This is a genomic window from Pedobacter sp. WC2501 (genome assembly GCF_052682415.1).
Window position 1 is genome coordinate 2620190 of record NZ_JBQZFI010000001.1, and the last position, 25198, is coordinate 2645387.

Sequence of the window (25198 nt, forward strand, 5' to 3'; positions counted from 1 at the left end):
TAAAATATAAAACCTCCAGATTAATATCTGGAGGTTTTTTTATTATAATTAAATATATTTTCAATATTCATTTATGTATTATTAATTTGTAATTATTTACTACATTCGCTGCAATAATCTCTCTCATTGCATTATTAACGCTTTTAAATCTAAATTAACAAATGAAGAAAAGTTACAAATTCTTAAAGCAATATGGTTTTGCTTTACTATTATTAATCATGTTGGGTTCCTGCTCAAAAGAAATTTTAGATCAGGAGCATTTATCTACTCATCCGTTTAGCATTACCGATGCTCAAAATTTCTACAACCAGACCTTGAAGCTAACTGCACCAAAACTGATGGGTAATCAGCCATTATCGGGTGCCGGTTTGCCGAAAGAAGATATTCATCCGCTGTGGAATCAGGCAGATACTTTGAGCGACAATAAGTATTATGTAGTGGAGTTACCGGTCACGGAAGATGTAAGTACGGCATCAATCAGCAACAAAATTGATGGTGAAAATGTAACTTCTTTAAATCCTAATCCAAATGGTATCACTCGTTTAATCGTGGTTAAAGATAAGATCACTGGTAAAACGGAATCTGCTTTAATGCGACTGACAGCTTACACCGAACAGGCTGCACAAACACTTGCAGATAATACTTATAAAAGAAGGCTACTAACTTTACAGGATCGGTTATTTTTACTACGTTGGATGATCAGTTTATCAATGGCTGGAAATTTAAGAATGGTCAGCCAGAAAGTATAATGAAGGTGAAAGCTGTCTTTTTTGACCGGAATGCTAAAGATCATATTGGTACAGCTATTGATGCTATTAGCTTAAGTAATCAAAATAAGGTAATGGCTACAAACGGACTGGTGAGGCCAAAGGCATTTGCCACAAGGCCTCTGCCTACCAATAATGATGGCGGTAGTGGTGATGGTACTGGTGGAAGTGATGGATCAAACTTATGTGTGAGAACAATAATAGATCATTATTACAGAGGATGTTCGACCTTCAATGGTCTTACAACCTGTACCGAATGGAAATATAATGGATCTACCTTAATTGCGGAGAAATGCAATCAAGATCCTGGCGCTACAGCATCACCACCACCTCCAGTAAATTATCAACAATTTGAAAGTAATAATGATGGATATATTGCTGTGACTTTGCCGGTGAGGGGGAATACAAATCCAAATGCCCCTAATGGTAATCGAGATATTCATAATAAAACCACTGATCCGTGTATATCTAAAATAGTTGATTCTTTGTTGGGTAGTAAAAATATTTCCAATAAAATGGATTCTATTTTAAAAAGATTTAATAAGGACGCGAGTGTACAGATTAATATTTACGATACATCTGCGATTGCTGGTAATAAGCCGGGTGAGACATATGGCGGACATTGGGAAAATGGGATATTTTCAATTAATATAAAATTAAATAATGCAATTTTGCTGAACGCGAGTAGGGAATTTATTGCATCTACTATAATGCATGAGGTCTTGCATGCTTATTTTAGAGATGTAGAAGGTAAGCCAGAAATAGTAGACGAAATGGATCACAACACAATGGCAGAGAAGTACATATTGCCCATGTCTAATTATCTTGTTAGCGTATTTGGAATTTCTCAATTTGATGCTACGGCTATAGTTTGGGAAGGGTTAAAAGAGTCAAATATTTATAAAAATTCTTCGAATTTTGAAGTCGGAGAAGGAAATGGAAAAACGATAGTAACTAAATCAGATTTGTCATTTAGAGGAACAGAATATTATTTGAGGTTAGGTAATACAGGGAAATCACCCTGCAATTAAAAAATATTATGGGGAAAAAAATAATTTTGATTTCACTTTTGTTAATAGCGAACTTTTGCTATGCCCAAAGAAGAAATTTCGAAGGAGAAAAGAAGAAAATTTATAATTTTATTTCTGAGTCTGTATCTAAAATAAAATTCAAAGATACTACAGATCTTTACACTTTTGCTTTCAAAATAAATGTCAGGATATATGGTGAAAATAAATATGCTATCAAGATAGATTCAAATGATTCTTTAGCATTTGAATGGTTTCCAAAATGGTCATATTTTAAAACGTTAGATTACAGCTCGCTGATGAGTAATCAAAGCAAAGAAATAACTTTGATAGTTCCGATTGTGATAGGTACTTATGGAACTCAGAATCTTAGTCAGAAAAATAATCTCGAATCAGTGGAAAAAATAAAGCGTCTTTTTTATAGCCAAAGAGATATGAGCACAGGGGCGGCTGATAAGCCCGAATGGAAAAGAAATATTATCCCAAAATCTGAAGATTTGGTCTACCTTTTTCCCTTTATATCTATTCACGATTTAAAGACTTATCATTGAAGAAATTTCTAAAAATTATATTGTTCTTTTGTGAATCTAATGAAGTCTATATTTCCTAATTTAGATTCAAAAGATGCCACTGCTTTGGCATGGGGCGGCTTACGGGAAACTTCTTTATGGAATAAAAGTTTTGAGAATGATTCATTTAAAATTGGGGGAACAAATCAAACAATGGATTTTTCTACAATGAAAGGTTTAGAAAATGCCTATCATTCAGGATACCCAGATAACAGCACGCTCCTGGGTCCTAAAAAAAATAATCATGAGATTTATAGTTTATTTATTTGTTTTTTGTTTTTCTTATTCAAATGCCCAAGCTCAAAACTACTTAGGAATTACCCCAATGCATAAATTTTTTCAAAAACATGCAGATAGTACCTATATAATTTCATCTGCCAATCAACATCATATAGAATATCAAATTCTAAGTAAAGTGGGTGATACAATATCGACCTATACCTATAAAAGCAACACGAAACTTGGTCCTAAACTTAGAGAAATCCCAAAAGTGTTTAGGGACACTTTTTTAAAGAAGAATGCAAATTTAATATATTTTATACCTGCTGATATTAATGTTTTTTTTCAGCCAAAATATTTAAATTTAGATAGTTTGAAACAATTCTGGACAAAATCCACAAAATTAAAAATGTGGAGCGTTAGTGATGATAAAATTGACGGAGAAGGGTGTGATTTAAAACAACCCGGCTACGCTATCTCCGACGGCGGTCAAATTTATTTACATCTTATCACTAAAGATAACATTAAGGAATTGTTTTTTTATGCACCAGATTATTATAATGAAAAATGTCCGGGCAGAAAAGGAAGGAAAGCTATTTTAGAGTTGAGTGATTTGTTTAATAGTTATTTCAAAGAGAAATAATATATTTCTCTCTATCTATTGTGTATCTATAAGATTATCCATATCTTTGCAGTCCTTTAAGCTTTATAGGAGCCCTAAGGAATTAAATGTTACATGCTTCCAATATTTAACATTGAGTTTTAAATAAACAAAAAACACAAAATGGCAAAAGAAGTCAGTGCAATGATCAAATTACAGATCAAAGGCGGAGCGGCAAATCCATCGCCACCAGTAGGACCTGCATTAGGTGCTAAAGGGGTGAACATTATGGAGTTTTGCAAACAGTACAACGCTCGTACCCAAGATAAAGCAGGTAAAGTATTGCCAGTTGTAATTACTGTTTATGCTGATAAGTCATTCGATTTCATCATCAAAACCCCTCCGGTAGCTATCCAGTTAAAAGATGCTACTAAATTACAGAGTGGTTCTGCTGAGCCTAACCGTAAGAAAGTTGGGTCGGTGACCTGGGACCAGATTAAAGTTATTGCTGAGGATAAAATGCCTGATTTAAATGCATTTACAATCGAATCTGCAATGAGTATGGTTGCTGGAACAGCACGCAGTATGGGAATCACCGTTTCTGGTGACGCACCCTGGAACAATTAATTAAAAAACAGTTTACAACAGTGGCGAAATTAACTAAAAATCAAAAAAAGGCACACGCTAAAATAGAAGCTGGTAAAGCTTATACTTTACAGGCTGCTGCTGCTTTGGTAAAAGAAATCACTACCACTAAATTCGATGCGTCAGTTGATATTGATGTATCTTTAGGTGTTGATCCGCGTAAAGCGAATCAAATGGTACGTGGTATTGCTACTTTACCACACGGTACAGGTAAAACTGTTCGTGTTTTAGCTTTGGTAACTCCTGATAAGGAAGAAGAAGCAAGAGCAGCCGGCGCAGACTTCGTAGGTTTAGACGAATATGTGGCTAAAATTGAAGGTGGTTGGACCGATGTAGACATTATTATCACAACACCAGCTTGTATGGCAAAAGTAGGTAAATTAGGCCGCGTTTTAGGTCCAAGGAACTTAATGCCAAATCCAAAATCTGGTACAGTAACCAACGAAGTTGGTAAAGCTGTAACAGAGGTTAAAGCAGGTAAGATTGATTTTAAAGTAGACAAAAGCGGTATTATACACGCTTCAATAGGGAAAGTATCATTCCCAGCAGATAAAATTTATGAGAATGCACTTGAAATCATTCAGGTAATTTCAAAATTGAAACCATCTGCTGCTAAAGGAACTTATTTTAAGAGCATTCACGTGTCTTCTACAATGAGTCCTGGAATTGCAATTGAAACAAAATCAGTAGCGGGGATTTAATCATGAACAGAGAAGAAAAAAACGAAGTAGTTTTAGAACTACAAGGACAAATGCAAGAGTATGGCAATTTCTATATTGCTGATACCTCTAGCCTTTCTGTTGAGCAGATTAACAACATCCGCCGCAAATGTTTCGAAGGTGATATCATCATGAAAGTAGCTAAAAACTCTTTAATCCGCAAAGCGATTGAAGGTTTGGATGGCGATGCTTCTGAGATATACGAAGCCCTTAAAGGTTCATCATCATTATTATTCTCAAAAACAGCAAACGCTCCGGCTAAGTTGATTAAAGCTTTGAGAAGAACATCTGATAAACCATTGCTTAAAGCAGCATTTATAGATTCATCAGTATACGTTGGCGATGACCAATTGAATAACTTAGTAAGCTTGAAATCAAGAGAAGAGCTTATCGGAGATATCGTTGGATTATTACAATCACCAGCTAAGAATGTTATATCTGCGCTTAAATCAAGCGGAGGCAAAATTGCAGGAATTGTTAAAACTCTACAAGAGAGAGAAGGTTAACGAACACCTTAAGTTCGCAATAAAACAAAATTATTTTTACGTAAATTTTTAAAATCTTAATAAAATGGCAGATTTAAAATCGTTTGCTGAGCAATTAGTAAACTTAACCGTTAAAGAAGTTAACGAATTAGCTCAAATCTTAAAAGACGAGTATGGTATCGAGCCTGCAGCTGCTGCTGTAGTTGCTGGTCCTGCTGCTGGTGGTGATGCACCTGCTGCTGCTGCAGAAAAAACATCATTTGATGTAATCTTAAAAGAAGCTGGTGGCGCTAAATTAGCAGTTGTGAAACTTGTTAAAGACTTAACTGGCCTTGGTTTGAAAGAAGCAAAAGACTTAGTAGACGGAGCACCAAAAGAATTAAAAGCTGGTGTTACTAAAGACGAAGCAGAAGCTCTTAAAAAACAATTAGAAGAAGCTGGAGCAGTAGTTGAGATTAAGTAATCACTTAACTTAGCTAAGCTAAAAATGTATCAGACACCGACTGAAAATGTCGGTGTCTTTACCTGTTTATAAACATCTCATTTTGTTTGGTTAATGAGCATGGTTAGAACGAAACCAAACAAATAGTTTATTCTTAAACTAAAATCTTTTAGTCCATTGGCAAAGACAGTCGAACAAAGAGTAAATTTTGCAACTAGTAAGCACATTATAGACTATCCGGATTTTCTGGATGTGCAATTGCAATCATTCAGAGAATTTTTCCAGATAGATACCACATCAGACGATCGCTCAAGCGAAGGTTTGTTTAAAGTGTTTGCTGAAAACTTTCCAATAACAGATTCAAGAAATATCTTCGTATTAGAGTTTCTTGATTATTTTGTTGATCCGCCACGTTACGATATACACGAGTGTATTGAGCGTGGATTAACCTACAATGTTCCATTAAAAGCAAAGCTGAAGCTTTCTTGTAATGATGTAGAACATGAAGATTTTGAAACCATTATCCAGGATGTGTACTTAGGTACTATCCCGTATATGACACCAAAAGGTACGTTTGTTATCAACGGTGCAGAACGTGTTATCGTTTCGCAATTACACCGTTCTCCAGGTGTGTTCTTCGGTCAAAGCCGTCACACTAATGGAACCAAATTGTATTCTGCACGTGTTATTCCTTTCAAAGGCTCATGGATTGAGTTCGCTACAGACGTTAATAACGTGATGTATGCGTATATCGATCGTAAGAAAAAATTCCCGGTTACCACTTTATTACGTGCTATCGGTTACGATTCTGATAAGGACATCTTAGAACTTTTTGATCTTGCTGACGAAGTAAAAGTTAGTAAATCAGGTTTAAAGAAATACATCGGTCGTAAACTGGCTGCAAGGGTATTGAAAAAATGGGTTGAAGATTTTGTTGATGAAGATACTGGTGAGGTAGTTTCTATCGACCGTAATGAAGTGATTCTTGAAAGAGAAACCGTTTTAGAAGACGAACACATTGATATGGTTATCGAAGCTGGCGTAAAAAGCATCATCTTATCAAAAGAAGATGGCGCAAGTCAGGCTGATTATACCATTATATATAATACATTACAGAAAGATACATCAAACTCAGAAAAAGAAGCTGTAGAAAACATCTATCGTGCTTTGCGTAACGCAGAACCACCTGATGAGGAAACAGCCCGTGGTATCATTGATCGTTTATTCTTTTCAGATAAACGTTACGATTTAGGAGATGTTGGTCGTTACCGCATCAACCGTAAATTAAAAATGAATACCCCTGATGAGGTTAAAGTATTAACAAAAGCAGATATTATTGCAATTGTGAAATACCTGATCAAATTGATCAACTCAAAAGAAGAGGTAGATGATATCGATCACTTGTCTAACCGTCGTGTACGTACGGTAGGTGAGCAATTGTACGCACAATTTGGTGTTGGTTTAGCCCGTATGGCCAGAACAATCCGTGAGCGTATGAATATTCGCGATAACGAGGTGTTTACCCCAACTGATTTGATTAACGCCCGTACGTTATCATCGGTGATCAACTCTTTCTTTGGTACTAACCAGTTATCTCAGTTCATGGATCAAACGAATCCATTGGCAGAGATCACACACAAACGCCGTTTATCGGCTTTAGGTCCAGGTGGTTTATCACGTGAGCGTGCCGGTTTCGAGGTACGTGACGTTCACTATACTCACTATGGTCGTTTATGTACTATTGAAACTCCAGAGGGACCAAACATTGGTTTGATTTCATCACTTTGTGTGCATGCAAAAATCAACAATTTAGGTTTCATTGAAACACCATACAAACGTGTTGAAGATGGTAAAGTAGTTGTAGATTCAGACGTTATTTATTTATCTGCTGAGGATGAAGATGGTAAAACCATCGCTCAGGCAAATGCAGAGTACGATGATAAAGGTAACTTTACCACACCACGTGTTAAAGCACGTTACGAGGGTGACTTCCCGATTATTGAGCCTGAGAAATTAGACTTAATGGACGTTGCACCTAACCAGATTACTTCAATCGCTGCTTCGTTAATTCCGTTCTTAGAACATGATGATGCGAACAGGGCTTTGATGGGATCGAACATGCAACGTCAGGCCGTACCATTGTTACGTCCTGAAGCACCAATTGTGGGTACAGGTTTAGAAGGTCGCGTTGCACGTGACTCAAGAACTTTGATCAACGCAGAAGGTGACGGTGTTGTTGAGTATGTTGATGCTAACGAAATTACCATTAAATATGAGCGTAACGAAGATGATCGTTTGGTTTCATTTGAAGGTGATAGCAAAACTTACCGTTTAATTAAATTCAAAAAAACCAATCAGAATACTTGTATCAACTTAAAACCAATCGTTAAGAAAGGTCAGAAAGTGACTAAAGGACAAGTGCTTTGTGAAGGTTATGCAACTGAAAATGGTGAATTGGCATTAGGTAGAAACTTGAAAGTGGCATTCATGCCTTGGCAAGGTTTCAACTTTGAGGATGCGATTGTAATTAACGAACGTATTGTTCGTGATGACGTTTTCACTTCATTGCATATTGAAGAGTTTGAATTAGAAGTACGTGATACTAAACGTGGAGAAGAGGAATTAACACCAGATATCCCGAACGTTTCTGAAGAGGCTACTAAAGACCTTGATGAAAACGGTATTATCCGTGTTGGTGCTGATGTAAAAGAAGGTGATATTTTAATTGGTAAGATCACTCCAAAAGGAGAATCTGATCCTTCACCGGAAGAGAAATTACTACGTGCAATTTTTGGTGATAAAGCAGGTGATGTTAAAGATGCGTCTTTAAAAACTCCTCCTTCAATCCAGGGTGTGGTAATTGATACTAAATTATTCAGCCGTGCTAAGAAAACTACAAAAGCTGAAGAAAAATCGGCAATTGAGAAATTAGACAAAGGATATAACAATATCACTGAGAAATTAAAAGCAGAATTAGTTGACAAATTATTCACTATCGTAAACGGAAAAACATCTCAGGGTGTATTTAACATTTACAAAGAATTATTAGTTGCTAAAGGCGCTAAATTTACTCAGAAAATTTTAGCTGAGCTTGATTATAATCACATTAGCCCTAACAAATGGACTACTGATGATGATAAAAACGAGATGATTAAAATGTTGCTTCACAACTACGGTATCCGTGTTAACGAAGAACTTGGTGCTTACAAACGCGATAAATTCGCGATCAGTGTAGGTGATGAGCTTCCTTCAGGAATCGTACAGATGGCAAAAGTTTATGTAGCTAAAAAACGTAAATTAAAAGTAGGTGATAAAATGGCGGGTCGCCACGGTAACAAAGGTATTGTTGCACGTATTGTACGTGATGAAGACATGCCTTTCTTAGCTGATGGTACTCCGGTTGATATCGTGTTAAACCCACTGGGTGTACCTTCACGTATGAACCTTGGTCAGATCTATGAAACTATTTTGGCTTGGGCAGGTCAGGAATTAGGTGTGAAATTCGCTACACCGATTTTTGATGGTGCTACACACCAGGAGGTTGAAGAGTGGATTGCTAAAGCAGGAGTTCCTGCTTCAGGAAAAACCTACTTATATAATGGTTTAACAGGTGAGCGTTTCGATCAGACCACAACTGTAGGTATTATCTACATGTTGAAATTAGGTCACATGGTTGATGATAAGATGCACGCCCGTTCAATCGGACCATACTCATTAATTACACAACAACCATTGGGTGGTAAAGCCCAGTTCGGTGGTCAGCGTTTTGGTGAGATGGAGGTTTGGGCATTAGAGGCATTCGGTGCAGCTAATATTCTTCAGGAGATCTTAACCGTTAAATCGGATGATGTAATCGGAAGAGCCAAAACTTACGAAGCCATTGTTAAAGGTGAGAACCTACCAACGCCAGGTGTACCAGAATCGTTTAACGTATTGGTACATGAGTTACGCGGATTAGGTTTAGATATTACGTTAGACTAATTGAATGAAAGAATGAGTGAATGAGTGAATGATGGGTAACTTTCATTCAATCATTCAATCACTCAATCCTTCGATCATTAAAGAAAGAGATATGTCTTACAAAAAGGATAATAAATTAAAAAGCAATTTCACATCAATCACGATTAGCTTATCGTCTCCAGAAATTATTTTGGAACGCTCAAGCGGTGAGGTGTTGAAACCAGAAACCATTAACTACCGTACTTACAAACCTGAGCGTGATGGTTTGTTCTGTGAGCGTATTTTTGGTCCGGTAAAAGATTACGAATGTCATTGCGGTAAATACAAACGTATCCGTTATAAAGGTATTGTTTGCGATCGTTGTGGTGTTGAAGTAACGGAGAAAAAAGTACGTCGTGAGCGTATGGGACACATTGCTTTAGTGGTTCCTGTTGCACACATCTGGTACTTCCGCTCTTTACCAAATAAAATCGGTTATTTATTAGGTTTACCTACTAAAAAATTAGATTTAATTATCTATTACGAGCGTTACGTAGTTATTCAATCAGGCTTAATGGCTGAAGAAGGTATCAACTATATGGACTTCTTAACGGAAGAAGAATATTTAGATATCTTAGATAAATTACCTAAAGAAAACCAATACTTAGACGATAAAGATCCTAATAAATTCATCGCCAAAATGGGTGCTGAAGCATTAGAAGATTTATTAAAACGTATTGATTTAGATACTTTATCTTATGATTTACGTCACCAGGCAGCTAACGAAACTTCTCAACAACGTAAAAATGAGGCTTTAAAACGTCTTCAGGTTGTTGAAGCTTTCCGTGGTGCTAATACACGTATTGAGAATCGCCCTGAGTGGATGATTGTTAAAATCGTTCCGGTTATTCCACCAGAATTACGTCCTTTAGTGCCATTAGAAGGTGGTCGTTTCGCTACTTCCGATTTAAATGATTTATACCGTCGTGTAATTATCCGTAACAACCGTTTAAAACGTTTGATCGAGATTAAAGCACCAGAGGTAATTTTACGTAACGAGAAACGTATGTTGCAGGAAGCTGTAGATTCGTTATTCGATAACTCACGTAAAGTTAACGCGGTTAAAACTGAAGGTAACCGTGCTTTGAAATCACTTTCAGATATCCTGAAAGGTAAACAAGGTCGTTTCCGTCAGAATTTATTAGGTAAACGTGTGGATTATTCAGCTCGTTCGGTAATTGTTGTAGGGCCTAGCCTTAAATTACACGAGTGCGGTATTCCTAAAGATATGGCTGCTGAGCTTTACAAACCGTTCATTATTCGTAAGATGATTGAGCGTGGTGTAGTGAAAACAGTTAAATCTGCTAAGAAAATCGTTGATAGAAAAGATCCATTAGTTTGGGATATCTTAGAAAATGTATTAAAAGGTCACCCGGTATTATTAAACCGTGCACCTACGCTACACAGGTTAGGTATTCAGGCTTTCCAACCAAAATTAATTGAAGGAAAAGCAATCCAGTTACACCCATTAGTGTGTACTGCATTCAACGCCGATTTTGATGGTGACCAGATGGCTGTCCACTTACCTTTAGGTAACGCAGCAATTTTGGAAGCCCAGGTATTGATGTTGGCTGCACATAACATCTTAAACCCTGCAAACGGTACACCAATTACAGTACCATCTCAGGATATGGTTTTGGGTCTTTATTACATTACTAAAGGCCGTAGAACAGATGAAACAAGGGTTGTAAAAGGACAGGATTCTAATTTCTATTCTCCGGAAGAAGTTATTATTGCTTATAACGAGAAAGAATTAGACTTGCATGCATTTATCAAAGTAAGGGTAAATGTGAAGCAAAATGATGGATCGATCGTTAATAAATTAACTGAAACAACAGTTGGTAGAGTATTATTCAACCAAATGGTTCCTGAAGAAGTTGGTTATATCAATGAGTTATTAACTAAAAAATCGTTAAGAGATATTATCGGTGAGGTAGTTAAAATGACTGGTATGGCACGTGCTTCTCAGTTCTTAGATGATATCAAAGAATTAGGATTCCGTATGGCATTCCAGGGAGGTTTATCGTTCAACTTACAAGACGTAAACATTCCGGTAGAAAAACATACTTTACTAGAGCAGGCAGCTGCAGAAGTTGAAGAGGTAAGAAACAACTATAACATGGGTTTCATTACCAACAACGAGCGTTACAACCAGATTATCGATATCTGGACCCGTATCAACAACAGGTTAACTACTTTCGTTATGACTCAGTTATCATCAGATAACCAAGGTTTTAACTCAGTTTACATGATGCTTGATTCAGGTGCACGTGGATCTAAAGAGCAGATTCGTCAGCTTTGCGGAATGCGTGGTTTGATGGCGAAACCTCAAAAATCTGGTTCAGGTGGTGATATTATCGAAAACCCGATCTTATCAAACTTTAAAGAAGGCTTATCGGTATTAGAGTACTTTATCTCTACTCACGGTGCGCGTAAAGGTTTGGCGGATACGGCGTTAAAAACAGCTGATGCGGGTTACTTAACCCGTCGTTTACATGATGTTGCACAGGATATGATTGTTAACTCAGTTGATTGTGGTACTTTAAGAGGTATGTATACAACTGCGTTAAAAGATCAGGAAGATATTGTTGAGCCATTATACGACAGGATTTTAGGCCGTACTTCATTACATGATGTGTATAATCCTTTGGATAACACATTATTAGTAAGTGCAGGCGAAGATATCAACGAAGATGTTGCTAAACTGATCGAAGAGTCTCCATTAGAAGGTATCGAAATCCGTTCGGTATTAACTTGTGAGAACAAACGTGGTGTTTGTGCATTATGTTATGGTCGTAACTTGGCATCTGGTAAACGCGTTCAAAGAGGTGAGGCAGTTGGTGTAATTGCAGCACAATCAATCGGTGAGCCGGGTACACAGTTAACACTTCGTACTTTCCACGTGGGTGGTACTGCATCAAACATTGCTGCAGAATCTAACATCGTAGCTAAGTTTGATGGTGTAATCGAATTCGAAAATATCCGTACTGTTGATACACAAACAGAAGAAGGAACAGTTCAGGTGGTATTAGGCCGTTCAGGTGAGTTCAAAATTGTTGAACCAGGAACCGGACGTATCATTGTAACCAACAACATTCCTTACGGTGCATTCTTGTTCGTAAAAGAAGGTGATAAACTTACTAAAGGTGATAAAATCTGTTCATGGGATCCGTACAACGCGGTTATTCTATCAGAATTTGCCGGTAAAGCGCACTTTGATGCTATTATTGAAGGTGTAACCTTCCGTGAAGAATCAGATGAGCAAACTGGTCACCGTGAAAAAGTAATTATCGATACACGTGATAAAACTAAAAACCCTTCAGTTCAGATTGTTGATAAGAAAGGTGAATTCATCAAAGGTTATAACATTCCGGTAGGTGCCCACGTTTCAGTTGATGAAGGTGAAGCAATCCAAACTGGTCAGATTATCGCTAAGATTCCTCGTGCAACTGGTAAAACCCGGGATATTACAGGTGGTTTACCTCGTGTAACGGAATTATTTGAAGCGCGTAACCCATCTAACCCAGCTGTAGTAACTGAGATTGATGGTGTGGTAACTTTAGGTGGCGTTAAACGTGGTAACCGTGAAATCACAATCGAATCGAAAGATGGTGAAGTTAAAAAATACCTTGTTCCATTGTCTAAACACATCCTTGTACAGGATAATGACTTTGTGAAAGCAGGTATGCCGTTATCAGATGGTTCAATTTCTCCTGCGGATATCTTATCAATTAAAGGCCCTGCAGCGGTTCAGGAATACTTAGTAAATGGTATTCAAGAGGTTTACCGTTTACAAGGTGTGAAAATTAACGATAAGCACTTCGAGGTAATTGTTCACCAGATGATGCAGAAAGTTCATATTGAAGATCCAGGTGATACTATTTTCTTAGAAAACAATGCTGTAGACCGTTGGGATTTTGCCGACGAGAATGATGCGATGTACGACAAGAAAGTGGTTGAAGATGCAGGTGATTCTACAGAAATCAAACCAGGTCAGATTGTTTCGTTACGTAAATTAAGAGACGAAAATTCTCAATTAAAACGTAAAGATTTAAAACAGATCACGGTTAGAGATGCAAGACCAGCAACTGCAAGTTCTATCTTACAAGGTATTACACGTGCGTCATTAGGTACTAAATCGTTCATTTCTGCGGCTTCGTTCCAGGAAACTACGAAAGTATTAAATGAGGCAGCTATTGCAGGTAAACGCGATAATATGTTAGGCTTGAAAGAAAACGTGATCGTTGGTCACTTAATCCCTTCAGGTACTGGTGTACGTGGTTACGAAAGAATCATCGTTGGTTCTCAAGAAGAATACGATAAATTATTAGCTTCGAAACAAGAAGAAGTAGAAGCTTAATATTTTTGATATTTTGTTTTAAAACTCCCTCACTTAGTGAGGGAGTTTTTTGTTTGGAATAGATTTTGTAACTTTAATAAAAAATAAACACATGAGTGTTACAGAAATTCAACTTTTTCAGATCTTAAAAGCTAAGCTAGGCGAACAAGAAGCAGAGCAGTTGGTTTCTTTTGTAAAAGAAGAAGTAAGAACTGAATTAGATAATAAGAAAGAAATTTTAGCCACAAAGGAAGACATCGCTAATACAAAGGAAGCATTGGCTAATGCTAAAGCTGATATTATAAAATGGATGTTTATTTTTTGGATTGGCCAAATTGCAGTTACTGTTGGTTTTATATTACTATTTATTAATAAATAGTAATATAATTTAAATTCATTATTAAATTATTAGAAGCCTGTGTCATAAAGACAATTATTGATTTTTGTTCATTGATTAAGATCATTCTTATCTATATCACTTTCTACCAAATACTTGTATAGCATATTCATTCCATTAATTCGCAATAGATTCGGCCAGCGTTTATGAACTAGTTATAAACTACCAACAGATGCTATGCACATAGAGTGCTTGAAAAAGAGTAGTCCAAATCAGTAAGTATAGTGAGACCTGTTAAGATACCGAGACATTCAGATTGTTAATTGAATTAACGATTCAAGCTTATGGATTTTATTTCAAACATTATATCTTAAAATCCGCCATTAAGCAGCGGATTTTTTTATTTTTGATCTATTATGGAAGAACAACAAAACGAGAACCAATTAAATATAGAGTTATCTGAAGAAATTGCTGAAGGAATTTTTTCTAATCTGGCTATTATTACCCATTCAAATACCGAATTTGTATTGGATTTTATCCGCGTAATGCCCGGGATACCGAAAGCAAAGGTAAAATCGAGGATTATTTTAACTCCAGAACATGCAAAGCGCTTATTATCAGCCTTGGAAGATAATATTGAGAAGTTCGAGACGGTAAACGGCCGGATTAAAGCACAGGAGGAACCGCCGTTTCCAATGGGTTTTGGTGGACCGACTGCCCAGGCCTAAAACGCATAAAATTCTTACAAACAAATATTTGTTTGCTATGCTAACATAGTATATATTTGTGTATAACCATTTATAAATGAAAAAAATTTTATTGAGCGCATTACTTTCTGCTCCACTTTGGGTTTTGGGGCAGGGTTTCCAGGTTAATTTACAAGGTCAGAAACAAATTGGTATGGCTGGTGCAGGTTCTGCATTGGCTTTAGATGAAGCTTCTGTATTTTACAATCCCGGTGCAGTAACTTTCTTAGAGAAAAACTCAGTTTCCGCAGGTGTAAACCCACTATTGTTCAAATCAGCTTTTAAACAGAGCGGTTCGAATATTACAGAAAATGTTAATAATAAAATTGCTCCTCCATTCGAATTTTATGCGGTTTGGGGGCCAAAATCAAACAAATGGAAGCTAGGCCTGGGGGTTTATACACCATTTGGTGGTCTGGTAGACTGGGGCGATAACTGGTCTGGTAAGTACGCACTAACCTCATTAAATTTAAAAGCCATTTATTTCCAACCTACTTTAAGTATTAAAATTACTGATCGTATTGGTATAGGCGCTGGTTTTGTTTATAACCATGGCGAAGTAAACCTTCAACGTGCACTTCCCGTAAATTATCCTGACGGACGTTCTGGTCATGTTACTTTAGATGGTACGGGAACAGGTTACGGATGGAATGCAGGTTTATACATTAAAACTTTAAGCAATATCTCGTTTGCTATCGTACATAAATCGAAAGTAATTACCAAACTGGATGGTGGTACAGCAGATTTTGCAGTTCCGCAATCATTAGCAGGATCTTTTCCTGCTGGCAATACATTCAATGCCGAACTGCCTTTACCGGCAACAACCAGTTTAGGTGTAGGTATCCCTTTATCGAAAAGTACGGTTTTAGCGTTTGATGCAAGTTGGGTGCAGTGGCATGTTTATCAGGATTTGACTTTCACTTATGCTCAAAAAGTAAACGAATCATTTGTAACCAGTTCAGCGCGTAACTATCATGATGGTTCATCATTTAAACTGGGTATCAATCACCAGGCCTCAGAAAAACTTGCGTTAAGGGCAGGGGTTGGTTATGCTTTTTCTCCGGTTCAGGACGGTTATGTAACACCAGAAGCACCAGATGCTGATCGTTACATCTTAAGTGCAGGTTTAGGTTATACACCAACCAGTCATTTCGAAGTGAATGCCTCGTTCTTCTTTGAAGATGTAAAATCGCGTAAACAGAAAAATATCGAAACAGGTTTAGATGGCACCTTTAAAACTCTGGTTTATGCACCAGGTCTTTCATTAACTTATAAATGGTAGGAGAAATTACAAATGAAAAAATATATATTAAATAGTTTCGTTGCTGCTGCCATTCTTTTTACCGCAGCCTGCAAACCAGAAATAGAAACACCTGCAGGTTCTTCTGCCGGACAAGCTAATTTTAGCAAATACATTGCCGTAGGCAATTCTTTAACTTCTGGCTTTGCTGATGGTGGTTTATATTTAGAAGGCCAAAAGGTTGCTTATCCAAATTTAATTGCAGCCAAAATGGCTTCAGTTGGTGGTGGAGCATTCACTTCTCCATTTTTTACTGACGCACAAGCTAATGGTTCTGGATATATTTCACTTACAGCTTTAGTAAATGGTGTCCCAACTTTAACTCCTGTTTTAGGTAATGGTTGGCGTAATTCGCCAACAAATAGTCGTTTATTTAAATATTCTGGCGAAATCCAAAATTTGGGTATTCCTGGTATGCGTGTCGATTTATCTTTCGACCCAACACTTACTTTTAGTGCCGCCAATCCATATTTCGAGCGTTTATTAACTGATGCACAAGTGGGTAAGACCAATTACTTTCAGTATATACAGGGCAGAAATCATACCTTTTTCTCGCTTTGGTTAGGAAATAATGATGTATTGGGTTATGCTTTAAATGGTGCAGTTACCGTTACAGGTGATCCAACTACGGTATTAACAGATAAAGTAACATTTTCATCATTGTATGCTAATTTTTTAAATGCATTAACCGCTGGTGGTCAGAAAGGTATCGTGGCAACTATTCCTGATGTAACTGCTGTTCCTTATTTTCATACGGTTACCGTAGCTGCTTTATTAAATGCTGCTAAAGCAATTAATCCTGCAGCGGCAGCTATTTATATTCAAACAGGAACAGGTGCGGTAAGGCCTGCAACTGCTGAAGATTTAATCCGTTTGCCGTTTCAGTCAGAAGGCATATTCGGAAAACCAAACGGTTCTGGAATTCCTTATGGTTTGCATCCCTTAAATCCAATCGAAAATAAATGGGTATTGGATAAAGATGAAGTAGTTAAAGTGAAGGACTATGTAAACAGTTACAACAGCAGTATTAAATCTTTAGCTACCAGCAAAGGCCTGGCCATTGCAGATACTTATGCTTATTTTAATCAGGTTGCTAGTACTGATGGTGTCAATGTGCAGGGTATTACTTTAAAGGCAGCTTTTATTAGCGGTGGCGCATTCTCTTTAGATGGTATTCACTTAACTCCACGCGGAAATGCGGTAATTGCAAATGTGTTTATCGATGCCATTAATGCTAAATACGGTTCTACTGTACCAAACATTGATATTGCGCAATATAGAGGCGTGAAATTCCCGAATTAATTCAAAAAGACTTTATATTTTAAAAGGTTCTAACAATGTTAGGACCTTTTTCATTTTAGCTTATCATTAATAAGATTGATTACCTTTTCTTTTTCAGTAGGCTCAAACCAGTTCATCTCCGCGTCTCTTCTAAACCAGGTAAGCTGGCGTTTCGCAAAACGGCGGGTATTTTGTTTAATTGCAGCAATGGCATCCTCAAGAGATAACTTTCCGTCCAGGTAATCGAAAAGTTCACTATAACCAACCGTGTTTAAAGCATTGTATTTTTTAAATGGTATTAGCGATTTTACTTCATTTACTAAACCATCAGCAATCATTTGATCAACTCTTCTGTTAATTCTATCATAAAGAACAGCCCGATCGGTATTTAACCCAATTTTTATGATATTAAATGGTCTTTCCTTTTTTGTAGCTGAAAGCATTGAGGAAAGTTTCTGGCCTGTTGATAAATATACCTCCAAACCCCTGATCATTCTTTGTGGGTTTTGCTGATCTACTTTTGCAAAATATTCGGGATCCAGCTCGGCCAGTTGGTTTTGTATAACTGCTAAGCCTTCTTCTTCAAACTGTTTGTTTAGTTTTTCCCTGATCGATAAATCAATATCGGGCATTTCATCCAAGCCATTTAATAATGCGTTTACATATAATCCAGAGCCCCCGACCATAATGGCGAGATCGTGCTTTTGGAAAATTTCTTCAAGTGTTTTTAAGCCTTCTACCTCAAAATCGCCCGTACTGAACAGCTGCGTTACAGTATGTGAATCGATAAAATGATGTTTTACCGCAGCCAATTCCGTAGCATTGGGCTTTGCTGTACCAATGGCCATTTCCTTAAAAAACTGGCGGGAATCTGCAGAAATAATTTCTGTGCCAAAATGTAGCGCCAGTTGAATAGCCAGGGCTGTTTTGCCAATTGCAGTAGGACCAACAATGGATATTAAGGTTTTTGGTTGAGGCACGGGGTTTGTATAAAATAAAAGCTGCCAGATTTAAATATTTGGCAGCTTTTGTAATATTATTTTGTTGCTAATTAATAGTCGTCTTTATGGCTATCGTCTTCGAAGTTATCACTATCAGAAAATTCATCTCCAAATTCATCTTCTTCACTTTCTTCATCTTCATCCCTTTCTTCCTCGTTGATGCCCATTTCGCCCATGGCTTCTAATTCGTCGGTGTCTTCAGGAACAAAATTCATTTCATTTAAGAAATCAAATTCGCTGGCCGCAACAGCGCCTCTAGGGTCAACAGCTTGTGGACTGTTCTGCTCCATTATTTTTGGTGCATCGCCAGTGCTTTTGGCTAAAAATGGATATTCGATATTAGGGTCCGCGTCAAGAATAATTTTTACTAGTTCAACATGGAAATCATAAGGGCGATCGAAATTATAGATATAGTAAAACTTTTGATGTGGATCTTCAATAAAACCGCTCAGTTTAGAATTCTCCATTAAAACTACACGGTCTTTTTTACGTTCGTTTGGTAAATAGGCAATTTCATCACCTTTTAACCAATTATCAGTGCTCACATAAAAAGAAGAAGGTTTCTCGGCATTATAACCTGTAGATCTGTGAATAGCCTTATGGAGGTCTTCAAATGTTTGGTTTGATTTAATGTCGATCTCTCTCACAACATCATCAAAATCTTCAAAAGTAATTCTAAATTTATAAATAGCCATTATTGTATTTTGGAATCGTAAAAATAAAGTTAATTTATAATTACCACAAATATGATGTGCCATAAAAACACCATATTCATATTGTTACGGCAATTAAATTATTTATTAACAGGATTTAATCCCATTTGTTTTGCCTGATTGAGCATAAAATTAAACGCTTCCTGATAATCGTTTGTGATCTCACCTTCCAATATGGCCTCACGGATGGCATTTTTAATTATACCGACTTCTTTGCCTGCATCAAGACCAAAAGTTTCCATAATATCGTTACCGGAAATCGGAGGTTGCCAGTTTCTGATTTTATCGCGTTCTTCTACGTCTTTTAGCTTTTGTTTTACCAGTTCAAAGTTATTTCTATATTTTGTTTTTTTGTATTCATTTTTCGTTGTTACATCGGCATTACATAGCAACATCAAGCTTTCAATTTCTTCTCCTGCATCAAAAAGTAACCGCCTTACGGCAGAATCAGTAACGGTTTCCTGTGCCAGAACAATCGGGCGTAAATGAAGCTGCACCAATTTTTGCACATACTTCATTTTTTCGTTTAAAGGAAGTTTTAGCTGTGCAAATATTTTGGGAACCATTCTGGCCCCTCTGTCTTCGTGGCCATGAAATGTCCAGCCGTGGCCTTCTTCAAAACGTTTGGTAGCAGGTTTGGCAATATCATGCAAAATAGCTGCCCAGCGTAACCATAAATCATCGGTATCTGCACAGATGTTATCCAATACCTCTAAAGTATGGTAGAAATTGTCTTTATGTCCTTTTCCTTTAATAATCTCCACGCCATAAAGCTGTGCCATTTGAGGGAAAATGATCTGCAATAATCCGGTATCAAAAAGGTGTTTAAAACCTATCGATGGTTTTTTAGATAAGATGATTTTATTCATCTCATCAGTAATCCGTTCCTTGGAAACAATGCTGATGCGTTGTTTCTGGGTTTTAATGGCATTGAGTGCTGCCGGATCAATATCGAAATTAAGTTGTGAAGCGAAACGGATGGCCCGCATCATGCGCAATGGATCATCCGAAAAAGTAATTTCCGGATCGAGCGGAGTACGGATCAGTTTATTTTCTAAATCTTTAATCCCATCAAAAGGATCTAAAAGTTCGCCAAAATGCTCAGCATTTAAATTGATTGCTAATGCATTGATGGTAAAATCCCTGCGGAGCTGGTCATCTTCTAAAGTGCCATCTTCAACAATCGGTTTACGCGAATCCGATCGGTATGATTCTTTTCTCGCCCCAACAAATTCGACCTCTAAATCCTGATATTTGATGTTTGCCGTACCGAAGTTCTTAAATACAGCCACTTTTGTGTTTAATTTTCGACCTACGGCTTCTGCATATTCGATTCCACTACCCACAACAACTACGTCAATATCTTTTGAAGGGCGATCTAAAAATAAATCGCGCACAAATCCTCCGATTACATAGGCTTCGGTTTTGCTCTTATCGGCAATTGTAGATAAGGTTTTAAATATCGGGTTTTGTAGGTGTTGTTGCATCAAGTTAGTTATTTTGTCTCGCCGAGATAGAAAGCATCTGCGCGCTATGAAACAGATCCTTCGTGCCTCAGGATGACAATAAGAATTACAAAAGTAATAAAATTACTTGCGAATAAATTCAAACTGTCCACCCGGAGAAAGTTTCAAAATGGTTGATGGCTTTTTGTTGGTTCGGTTTTCTTGTTCGAAATCTACTACATAATCAACAGCATCGATAATTTCGGGATCAATGTCGTCAAAGAATTTTGGCGAAGGTTGTCCGCTTAAATTTGCAGAGGTTGAAACAATAGGTTTTCTGAAACGCTGGATTAATGGTGTGCAAAAATCGTGTTTAACAATCCTGATGCCTACACTACCATCTGCATTAATTACATTTTGGGCAAGGTTTTTGGCATCCGAAAAAACAATGGTCAGTGGGTTTTCTGCATATTCGATCAGATCGTAAGCTACATCGGGTATTTCGCCAATATAACTTTGTAATTTGCTGTCTACATCCAATAAAACAATTAAGCTTTTTTCGGCCGGACGGTTTTTTATTTTAAGCACTTTATCCACGGCTTCAGGATTGGTGGCGTCGCAGCCTATTCCCCAAATGGTGTCGGTAGGATAGAGGATCACCCCGCCTGATTTTAATACTTCAAAAGCTTTGTTAATCTCGTCTCTTAGCATTTTACAAAGTTAATTGATAAAGCGGAAGTTAAATAATGTTAATGTGTATTTCCTGTGCTGTCAGATATTTCTATCTGACACTCGTAATAATGATAAAAGAATTTTATGATCGTAACATATTCTTTATCTTTTATTTATAACAACTGATGTGTTTTAATGCGATAAACCTGTATTTTAGTAACAGGTTATTAAATAAAACATAAAATGAAACACACACTTAAATGGGGTATGCTGTTTACTATTGTAATGGCATTTACCAGTTGTATTACTGTGCTTACGGCATCAGATTACGACAAAAAGATCGATTTTTCTAAGTTAAAATCCTTTGCTTATTTCGAAAAAGGAATTGAACATTTAGAATTAAACAACCTCGACAAGCCCAGGATGTTAGATGCCCTTGAAACGGCCATGGCCAAAAAGGGCTTTACTAAAGCTGGCCGACCAGATTTTTTAGTTAATGTAGTGGTTTTGAGCAGCATTAATGCGAGGGCCGATTGGGGTTATAGCGGAGGCGGTTATCAATGGGATGCTGTTTCATCTTCGTACCAATGGAGAGATTCGCAATTCGGACCACTCAACAGCAGCAAAGAATACCAATCCGGCACCATTATCATTGATTTTTTGAATCCTGAAACCAAAGCAATTATGTGGCACGGGGTGGGATCGGGCTTTAATTTTGAGGATTATGAAAATAGAGAAGAAAGAATAAAACTGGCCGTAAAACAGATCTTATCGGAATACCCACCAATTTATTGATTGTTACGATTAATCCAATTGTAAAATATTTAGTCTGAGTGATATAACGTCAAAACATAATCAAATAGAAATCGTTTTACAGATAACAATCTGATTGTAAAAAATGTTAAATGATTTGCCATTTGGTTTACAATATCGTTATATTTATGTCAGGTTATTTATACAAGAGCGCACGAAATGAGAACAGCACAAAAATTATTAATGCTTTTTACAGTGGTATTGGCATTAGCAGGGTGTACAACACTCCGCACCGCATCAGATTATGATAAAAATGTTGATTTAAGCGGTTACAAAACTTACAATTTTTACGATAAGGGTATTGCGAGGATTAAGCTCAACAATTTGGACAAGCGCAGATTAATAGCTGCAGTTGAATCTGAAATGAATGCGAAAGGATTTACAAAATCAGATCGCCCGGATTTGTTGGTTAATTTGGTTGTGGTTGCCCGCGAAAAAACCGATGTGTATGGCCCAGGTTACTATGGTGGCTGGGGATGGGGCTGGCGTGGCGGATGGGGAAATCCTTTCTGGGGCGGCGGAAACTACGTAAATCAATATATTGACGGTACCATTGTCATCGATTTCCTGGATCCGGCTAAAAAGATTTTATTCTGGCATGGACAGGGATCAGGTTTTAACCTCGATAACTTTAATAAAAGAGAACAACGTTTGTACACCGGTGTAAAAGAAATATTGGCACAATATCCACCAAATGTTACCGCTGCTAAATAAGTTGTAAAAATTAAATTAAGATAACAAAAGGGCTGTTGAATTTTTAAATAAATTCCAGCCCTTTTTCTTTTGTGGTTTTATAGCTTGTATTCCTTAATTGTTACTACAGTCTGTCCCAATCTAAACCTGACATTCGCGTAAAGCCCGGAATCCGATCCTTCATCGGATGAGGACTTGGAGTATTGGCAGGAATAACATTTAATAGCAGCACTAACCTTGCTTTTCAAATATTAAAACTAAATTTCTGAAAATCGACCTGAATAAGTTACACATTCATTATGCGCTAAGCTACTATGAACGTAATTTAAGGATTATTAAAGAGACAGATAGCAATCCATTAACTGCTGCGTAACCAAATTGCTGTTGAATTTTTGAACAAATTCCAATCCTTTTTCTTTCATCTCTTTTTGCTGCTGAGGACTTTCCAGAATTTGATTAATGGCTTTTGCAAGTCCCTTAGCGTCATTAGGCGAAATATATAAGCTATCTGGTCCGCCTGCTTCTTCTAAGCAGGAGCCTGTTGCCGCAACCACCGGAACACCTGAATATAAGGCCTCTATAATTGGAATGCCAAAACCCTCATAAAAGGAAGGATAAACAAATACACTGGCCATCTGGTAAATGCCTGGCAGATCGGCAAATGGAATATTTTTTAAGAATACAATCCTGTTCTTTAAGCCAAGTTTTTCAATTTCTTTTTCTACGGTTTTAAAATAAGCCGTTTGTTTGCCGATTACTACGAGTTTACATTCCTCACTAACCTCATTTAAAGCCTGTACAGCCAATTTAAGGTTCTTGCGTTCTTCAATGGTGCCAACGTTCAGGATGTATTTTTCAGGGAGTTTATAGGTTGCCTTAATGCGGCTTAAGGTTGCTGCATCAAAAGCTGTTTTAAAACTATCATCGCAGCTTTGGTAAATCACCTCAATTTTTTCAGGACTGATCCCGTATAAATCTATGATGTCTTGTTTTGTTTTTTCGCTGATGGCGATAATTTTATTCGCACGTTTACAGGCCGATTTGCTTTTCCATCCGTACAATTTCCGGTCGATGAATTTATAGTATTGAGGGAAAAGCAGAAAAATCAGATCGTGAATGGTAACGATCGATTTAATCCTCGTATGCTGTATGGCTAATGGGATTTCATGACTCAGTCCATGAAAAATCTGGCAGCCATCCTGATTTAAATCTTTCAGGATATTTAAAGTTCTCCATAAAAAAGGGCCGTTTTTAGGGAGTTTAAGTCCGATGTTATCTTTCTCAAAAAATGCATCAATCTGTCTGGCCGCTTTTACTTTAGGAGTATAAACGAGATACTCGTGTTCGGGATACTGACTTGCCAAATGCTCAATCAAAGACCGACTGTAATTGCCCAATCCGGTTAAATTATTGGCGGCGCGCTTGCCATCGTATCCGATTTTAAGCGAAAAGCTTAAAGCCGAAAGACTAAAGCTTGATTGCTCAAGTTTGGTACTTTCGGCTTTTTGAGTTTCGCTTTCAGCTTTCACCTTTTTGCTTTAAGCTTAAACCGCTACATTATTTTCCCTTAACGCGTCGTTAAGCGAAGTTTTCTTATCTGTACTTTCTTTACGTTTTCCGATAATTAATGCACAAGGCACCTGAAATTCGCCAGCAGGGAACTTTTTAGTGTAACTACCAGGAATTACCACTGAACGTGCAGGAACAACACCTTTATATTCTACAGGAGTTGGACCGGTAACATCAATGATTTTGGTCGATGCTGTTAATACCACATTGGCACCAAGAACTGCTTCTCTTTCTACTTTAACACCTTCTACTACAATGGCTCTTGAACCTAAAAAGGCATCATCTTCGATAATTACCGGAGCAGCTTGTACAGGCTCTAAAACACCACCAATACCCACACCACCACTTAAGTGAACGCGTTTGCCGATCTGTGCACATGAACCTACCGTAGCCCAGGTATCAACCATGGTACCCTCATCAACATAAGCACCGATGTTTACATAAGATGGCATCATGATTACACCTTTTGCTAAAAATGAACCATAACGTGCGCTTGCCATAGGCACCACACGTACACCAGTTGCTTTATAATCAGTTTTTAATTCCATTTTATCATGGTAAACAAATGGGCCGCTTTTAATTTCCTTCATCTCGCGGATCGGGAAATATAAAATTACCGCCTTTTTTACCCATTCATTAATGCCCCAAGAGTTTAAAACTGGTTCAGCAACGCGGATTTCCCCTTTATCTAAACCCTGAATTACGGTTTCGATGGCTTCGCAATAGTTGCTATATTGTAAAAGGGTTCTGTCTTCCCAAGCGGCTTCAATTAATTTCTTTAAATCTGAATACATGATGTTTTTAAATTTTACGCA

The 25198-nt window shown here is 37.3% G+C and carries 22 protein-coding genes; 16 read left to right on the forward strand and 6 right to left on the reverse strand.

Annotated features, from left to right (window positions below; translation table 11 throughout):
• Positions 1-161: 161 nt before the first annotated feature.
• From ACUN24_RS11235 to ACUN24_RS11300, 14 genes are all read left to right on the forward strand, one after another.
• A complete protein-coding gene (locus ACUN24_RS11235) occupies positions 162-749 on the forward strand; it encodes a hypothetical protein (RefSeq protein WP_445562562.1) in 588 nt (195 codons plus the stop codon).
• On the forward strand, positions 692-1798 hold the full coding sequence (locus ACUN24_RS11240) for a hypothetical protein (RefSeq protein ID WP_445562563.1): 1107 nt from the start codon (positions 692-694) through the stop codon (positions 1796-1798). The genes ACUN24_RS11235 and ACUN24_RS11240 overlap by 58 nt, the downstream gene beginning before the upstream one ends.
• A gap of 8 nt (positions 1799-1806) precedes the next feature.
• Complete coding sequence (locus ACUN24_RS11245) at positions 1807-2346, forward strand: hypothetical protein (protein ID WP_445562564.1); 540 nt, start codon at positions 1807-1809, stop codon at positions 2344-2346.
• A gap of 262 nt (positions 2347-2608) precedes the next feature.
• Positions 2609-3226, forward strand: coding sequence for a hypothetical protein (locus tag ACUN24_RS11250; RefSeq protein ID WP_445562565.1), 618 nt, complete (start codon positions 2609-2611; stop codon positions 3224-3226).
• Positions 3227-3367: 141 nt separating this feature from the next.
• Positions 3368-3811, forward strand: a complete 444-nt coding sequence (rplK, locus tag ACUN24_RS11255; protein ID WP_010601094.1) for a 50S ribosomal protein L11 — start codon at positions 3368-3370, stop codon at positions 3809-3811.
• A gap of 20 nt (positions 3812-3831) precedes the next feature.
• Complete coding sequence (gene rplA / locus ACUN24_RS11260) at positions 3832-4530, forward strand: 50S ribosomal protein L1 (RefSeq protein WP_116250007.1); 699 nt, start codon at positions 3832-3834, stop codon at positions 4528-4530.
• Between the two features lie 2 nt (positions 4531-4532).
• Positions 4533-5054: a 50S ribosomal protein L10 gene (gene rplJ, locus ACUN24_RS11265; protein WP_108200815.1), complete on the forward strand. Its 522-nt coding sequence runs from the start codon at positions 4533-4535 to the stop codon at positions 5052-5054.
• 64 nt (positions 5055-5118) lie between these two features.
• Positions 5119-5496, forward strand: coding sequence for a 50S ribosomal protein L7/L12 (rplL, locus tag ACUN24_RS11270; RefSeq protein WP_029279312.1), 378 nt, complete (start codon positions 5119-5121; stop codon positions 5494-5496).
• A gap of 156 nt (positions 5497-5652) precedes the next feature.
• Positions 5653-9456 carry a DNA-directed RNA polymerase subunit beta gene (gene rpoB, locus ACUN24_RS11275; RefSeq protein ID WP_445562566.1) on the forward strand — a complete coding sequence of 1268 codons (3804 nt, stop codon included), beginning with the start codon at positions 5653-5655 and terminating at the stop codon, positions 9454-9456.
• 91 nt (positions 9457-9547) lie between these two features.
• Positions 9548-13834: a DNA-directed RNA polymerase subunit beta' gene (gene rpoC / locus ACUN24_RS11280; protein ID WP_445562567.1), complete on the forward strand. Its 4287-nt coding sequence runs from the start codon at positions 9548-9550 to the stop codon at positions 13832-13834.
• A gap of 91 nt (positions 13835-13925) precedes the next feature.
• Complete coding sequence (locus tag ACUN24_RS11285) at positions 13926-14192, forward strand: hypothetical protein (RefSeq protein WP_445562568.1); 267 nt, start codon at positions 13926-13928, stop codon at positions 14190-14192.
• Positions 14193-14566: 374 nt separating this feature from the next.
• Positions 14567-14878: a DUF3467 domain-containing protein gene (locus ACUN24_RS11290; RefSeq protein ID WP_121282527.1), complete on the forward strand. Its 312-nt coding sequence runs from the start codon at positions 14567-14569 to the stop codon at positions 14876-14878.
• Between the two features lie 76 nt (positions 14879-14954).
• A complete protein-coding gene (locus tag ACUN24_RS11295; protein ID WP_445562569.1) occupies positions 14955-16178 on the forward strand; it encodes an OmpP1/FadL family transporter in 1224 nt (407 codons plus the stop codon).
• 12 nt (positions 16179-16190) lie between these two features.
• Positions 16191-17498: an SGNH/GDSL hydrolase family protein gene (locus ACUN24_RS11300; RefSeq protein ID WP_445562570.1), complete on the forward strand. Its 1308-nt coding sequence runs from the start codon at positions 16191-16193 to the stop codon at positions 17496-17498.
• Between the two features lie 50 nt (positions 17499-17548).
• Here ACUN24_RS11300 and miaA read toward each other — a convergent pair whose 3' ends face one another.
• The 4 genes from miaA to ACUN24_RS11320 form a co-directional block, all read right to left on the reverse strand.
• Positions 17549-18457: a tRNA (adenosine(37)-N6)-dimethylallyltransferase MiaA gene (gene miaA, locus ACUN24_RS11305; protein WP_445562571.1), complete on the reverse strand. Its 909-nt coding sequence runs from the start codon at positions 18455-18457 to the stop codon at positions 17549-17551.
• Between the two features lie 71 nt (positions 18458-18528).
• Entirely contained in the window at positions 18529-19173 is a 645-nt protein-coding gene (locus tag ACUN24_RS11310) for an IS1096 element passenger TnpR family protein (protein WP_445562572.1), read from the reverse strand.
• Between the two features lie 98 nt (positions 19174-19271).
• On the reverse strand, positions 19272-20678 hold the full coding sequence (locus tag ACUN24_RS11315; RefSeq protein WP_445562573.1) for a CCA tRNA nucleotidyltransferase: 1407 nt from the start codon (positions 20676-20678) through the stop codon (positions 19272-19274).
• Positions 20679-20780: 102 nt separating this feature from the next.
• Positions 20781-21347 (reverse strand): L-threonylcarbamoyladenylate synthase, encoded by a 567-nt coding sequence (locus ACUN24_RS11320; RefSeq protein WP_445562574.1) that lies wholly within the window; start codon positions 21345-21347, stop codon positions 20781-20783.
• A gap of 204 nt (positions 21348-21551) precedes the next feature.
• Between ACUN24_RS11320 and ACUN24_RS11325 the strand changes: the two genes are divergently transcribed.
• Entirely contained in the window at positions 21552-22103 is a 552-nt protein-coding gene (locus ACUN24_RS11325) for a DUF4136 domain-containing protein (protein ID WP_445562575.1), read from the forward strand.
• Between the two features lie 177 nt (positions 22104-22280).
• Complete coding sequence (locus tag ACUN24_RS11330) at positions 22281-22835, forward strand: DUF4136 domain-containing protein (RefSeq protein WP_445562576.1); 555 nt, start codon at positions 22281-22283, stop codon at positions 22833-22835.
• A gap of 314 nt (positions 22836-23149) precedes the next feature.
• Here the strand turns inward: ACUN24_RS11330 and ACUN24_RS11335 are convergent, their stop codons facing one another.
• Both ACUN24_RS11335 and ACUN24_RS11340 read right to left on the reverse strand, forming a co-directional pair.
• A complete protein-coding gene (locus ACUN24_RS11335) occupies positions 23150-24343 on the reverse strand; it encodes a glycosyltransferase family 4 protein (protein WP_445562577.1) in 1194 nt (397 codons plus the stop codon).
• 15 nt (positions 24344-24358) lie between these two features.
• Positions 24359-25177, reverse strand: coding sequence for a 2,3,4,5-tetrahydropyridine-2,6-dicarboxylate N-succinyltransferase (locus ACUN24_RS11340; RefSeq protein WP_207908365.1), 819 nt, complete (start codon positions 25175-25177; stop codon positions 24359-24361).
• Positions 25178-25198: the final 21 nt, after the last annotated feature.

Coding starts and splice junctions, on each gene's coding strand:
- rplK (WP_010601094.1), top strand. CDS start 3,368: ATGGCAAAAGAAGTCAGTGCAATGATCAAATTACAGATCAAAGGCGGA.
- ACUN24_RS11235 (WP_445562562.1), top strand. CDS start 162: ATGAAGAAAAGTTACAAATTCTTAAAGCAATATGGTTTTGCTTTACTA.
- rplJ (WP_108200815.1), top strand. CDS start 4,533: ATGAACAGAGAAGAAAAAAACGAAGTAGTTTTAGAACTACAAGGACAA.
- ACUN24_RS11250 (WP_445562565.1), top strand. CDS start 2,609: ATGAGATTTATAGTTTATTTATTTGTTTTTTGTTTTTCTTATTCAAAT.
- ACUN24_RS11295 (WP_445562569.1), top strand. CDS start 14,955: ATGAAAAAAATTTTATTGAGCGCATTACTTTCTGCTCCACTTTGGGTT.
- ACUN24_RS11290 (WP_121282527.1), top strand. CDS start 14,567: ATGGAAGAACAACAAAACGAGAACCAATTAAATATAGAGTTATCTGAA.
- ACUN24_RS11340 (WP_207908365.1), bottom strand. CDS start 25,177: ATGTATTCAGATTTAAAGAAATTAATTGAAGCCGCTTGGGAAGACAGA.
- ACUN24_RS11310 (WP_445562572.1), bottom strand. CDS start 19,173: ATGGCTATTTATAAATTTAGAATTACTTTTGAAGATTTTGATGATGTT.
- ACUN24_RS11330 (WP_445562576.1), top strand. CDS start 22,281: ATGAGAACAGCACAAAAATTATTAATGCTTTTTACAGTGGTATTGGCA.
- ACUN24_RS11300 (WP_445562570.1), top strand. CDS start 16,191: ATGAAAAAATATATATTAAATAGTTTCGTTGCTGCTGCCATTCTTTTT.
- ACUN24_RS11245 (WP_445562564.1), top strand. CDS start 1,807: ATGGGGAAAAAAATAATTTTGATTTCACTTTTGTTAATAGCGAACTTT.
- ACUN24_RS11325 (WP_445562575.1), top strand. CDS start 21,552: ATGAAACACACACTTAAATGGGGTATGCTGTTTACTATTGTAATGGCA.
- ACUN24_RS11315 (WP_445562573.1), bottom strand. CDS start 20,678: ATGCAACAACACCTACAAAACCCGATATTTAAAACCTTATCTACAATT.
- ACUN24_RS11320 (WP_445562574.1), bottom strand. CDS start 21,347: ATGCTAAGAGACGAGATTAACAAAGCTTTTGAAGTATTAAAATCAGGC.
- ACUN24_RS11285 (WP_445562568.1), top strand. CDS start 13,926: ATGAGTGTTACAGAAATTCAACTTTTTCAGATCTTAAAAGCTAAGCTA.
- rpoC (WP_445562567.1), top strand. CDS start 9,548: ATGTCTTACAAAAAGGATAATAAATTAAAAAGCAATTTCACATCAATC.
- rplL (WP_029279312.1), top strand. CDS start 5,119: ATGGCAGATTTAAAATCGTTTGCTGAGCAATTAGTAAACTTAACCGTT.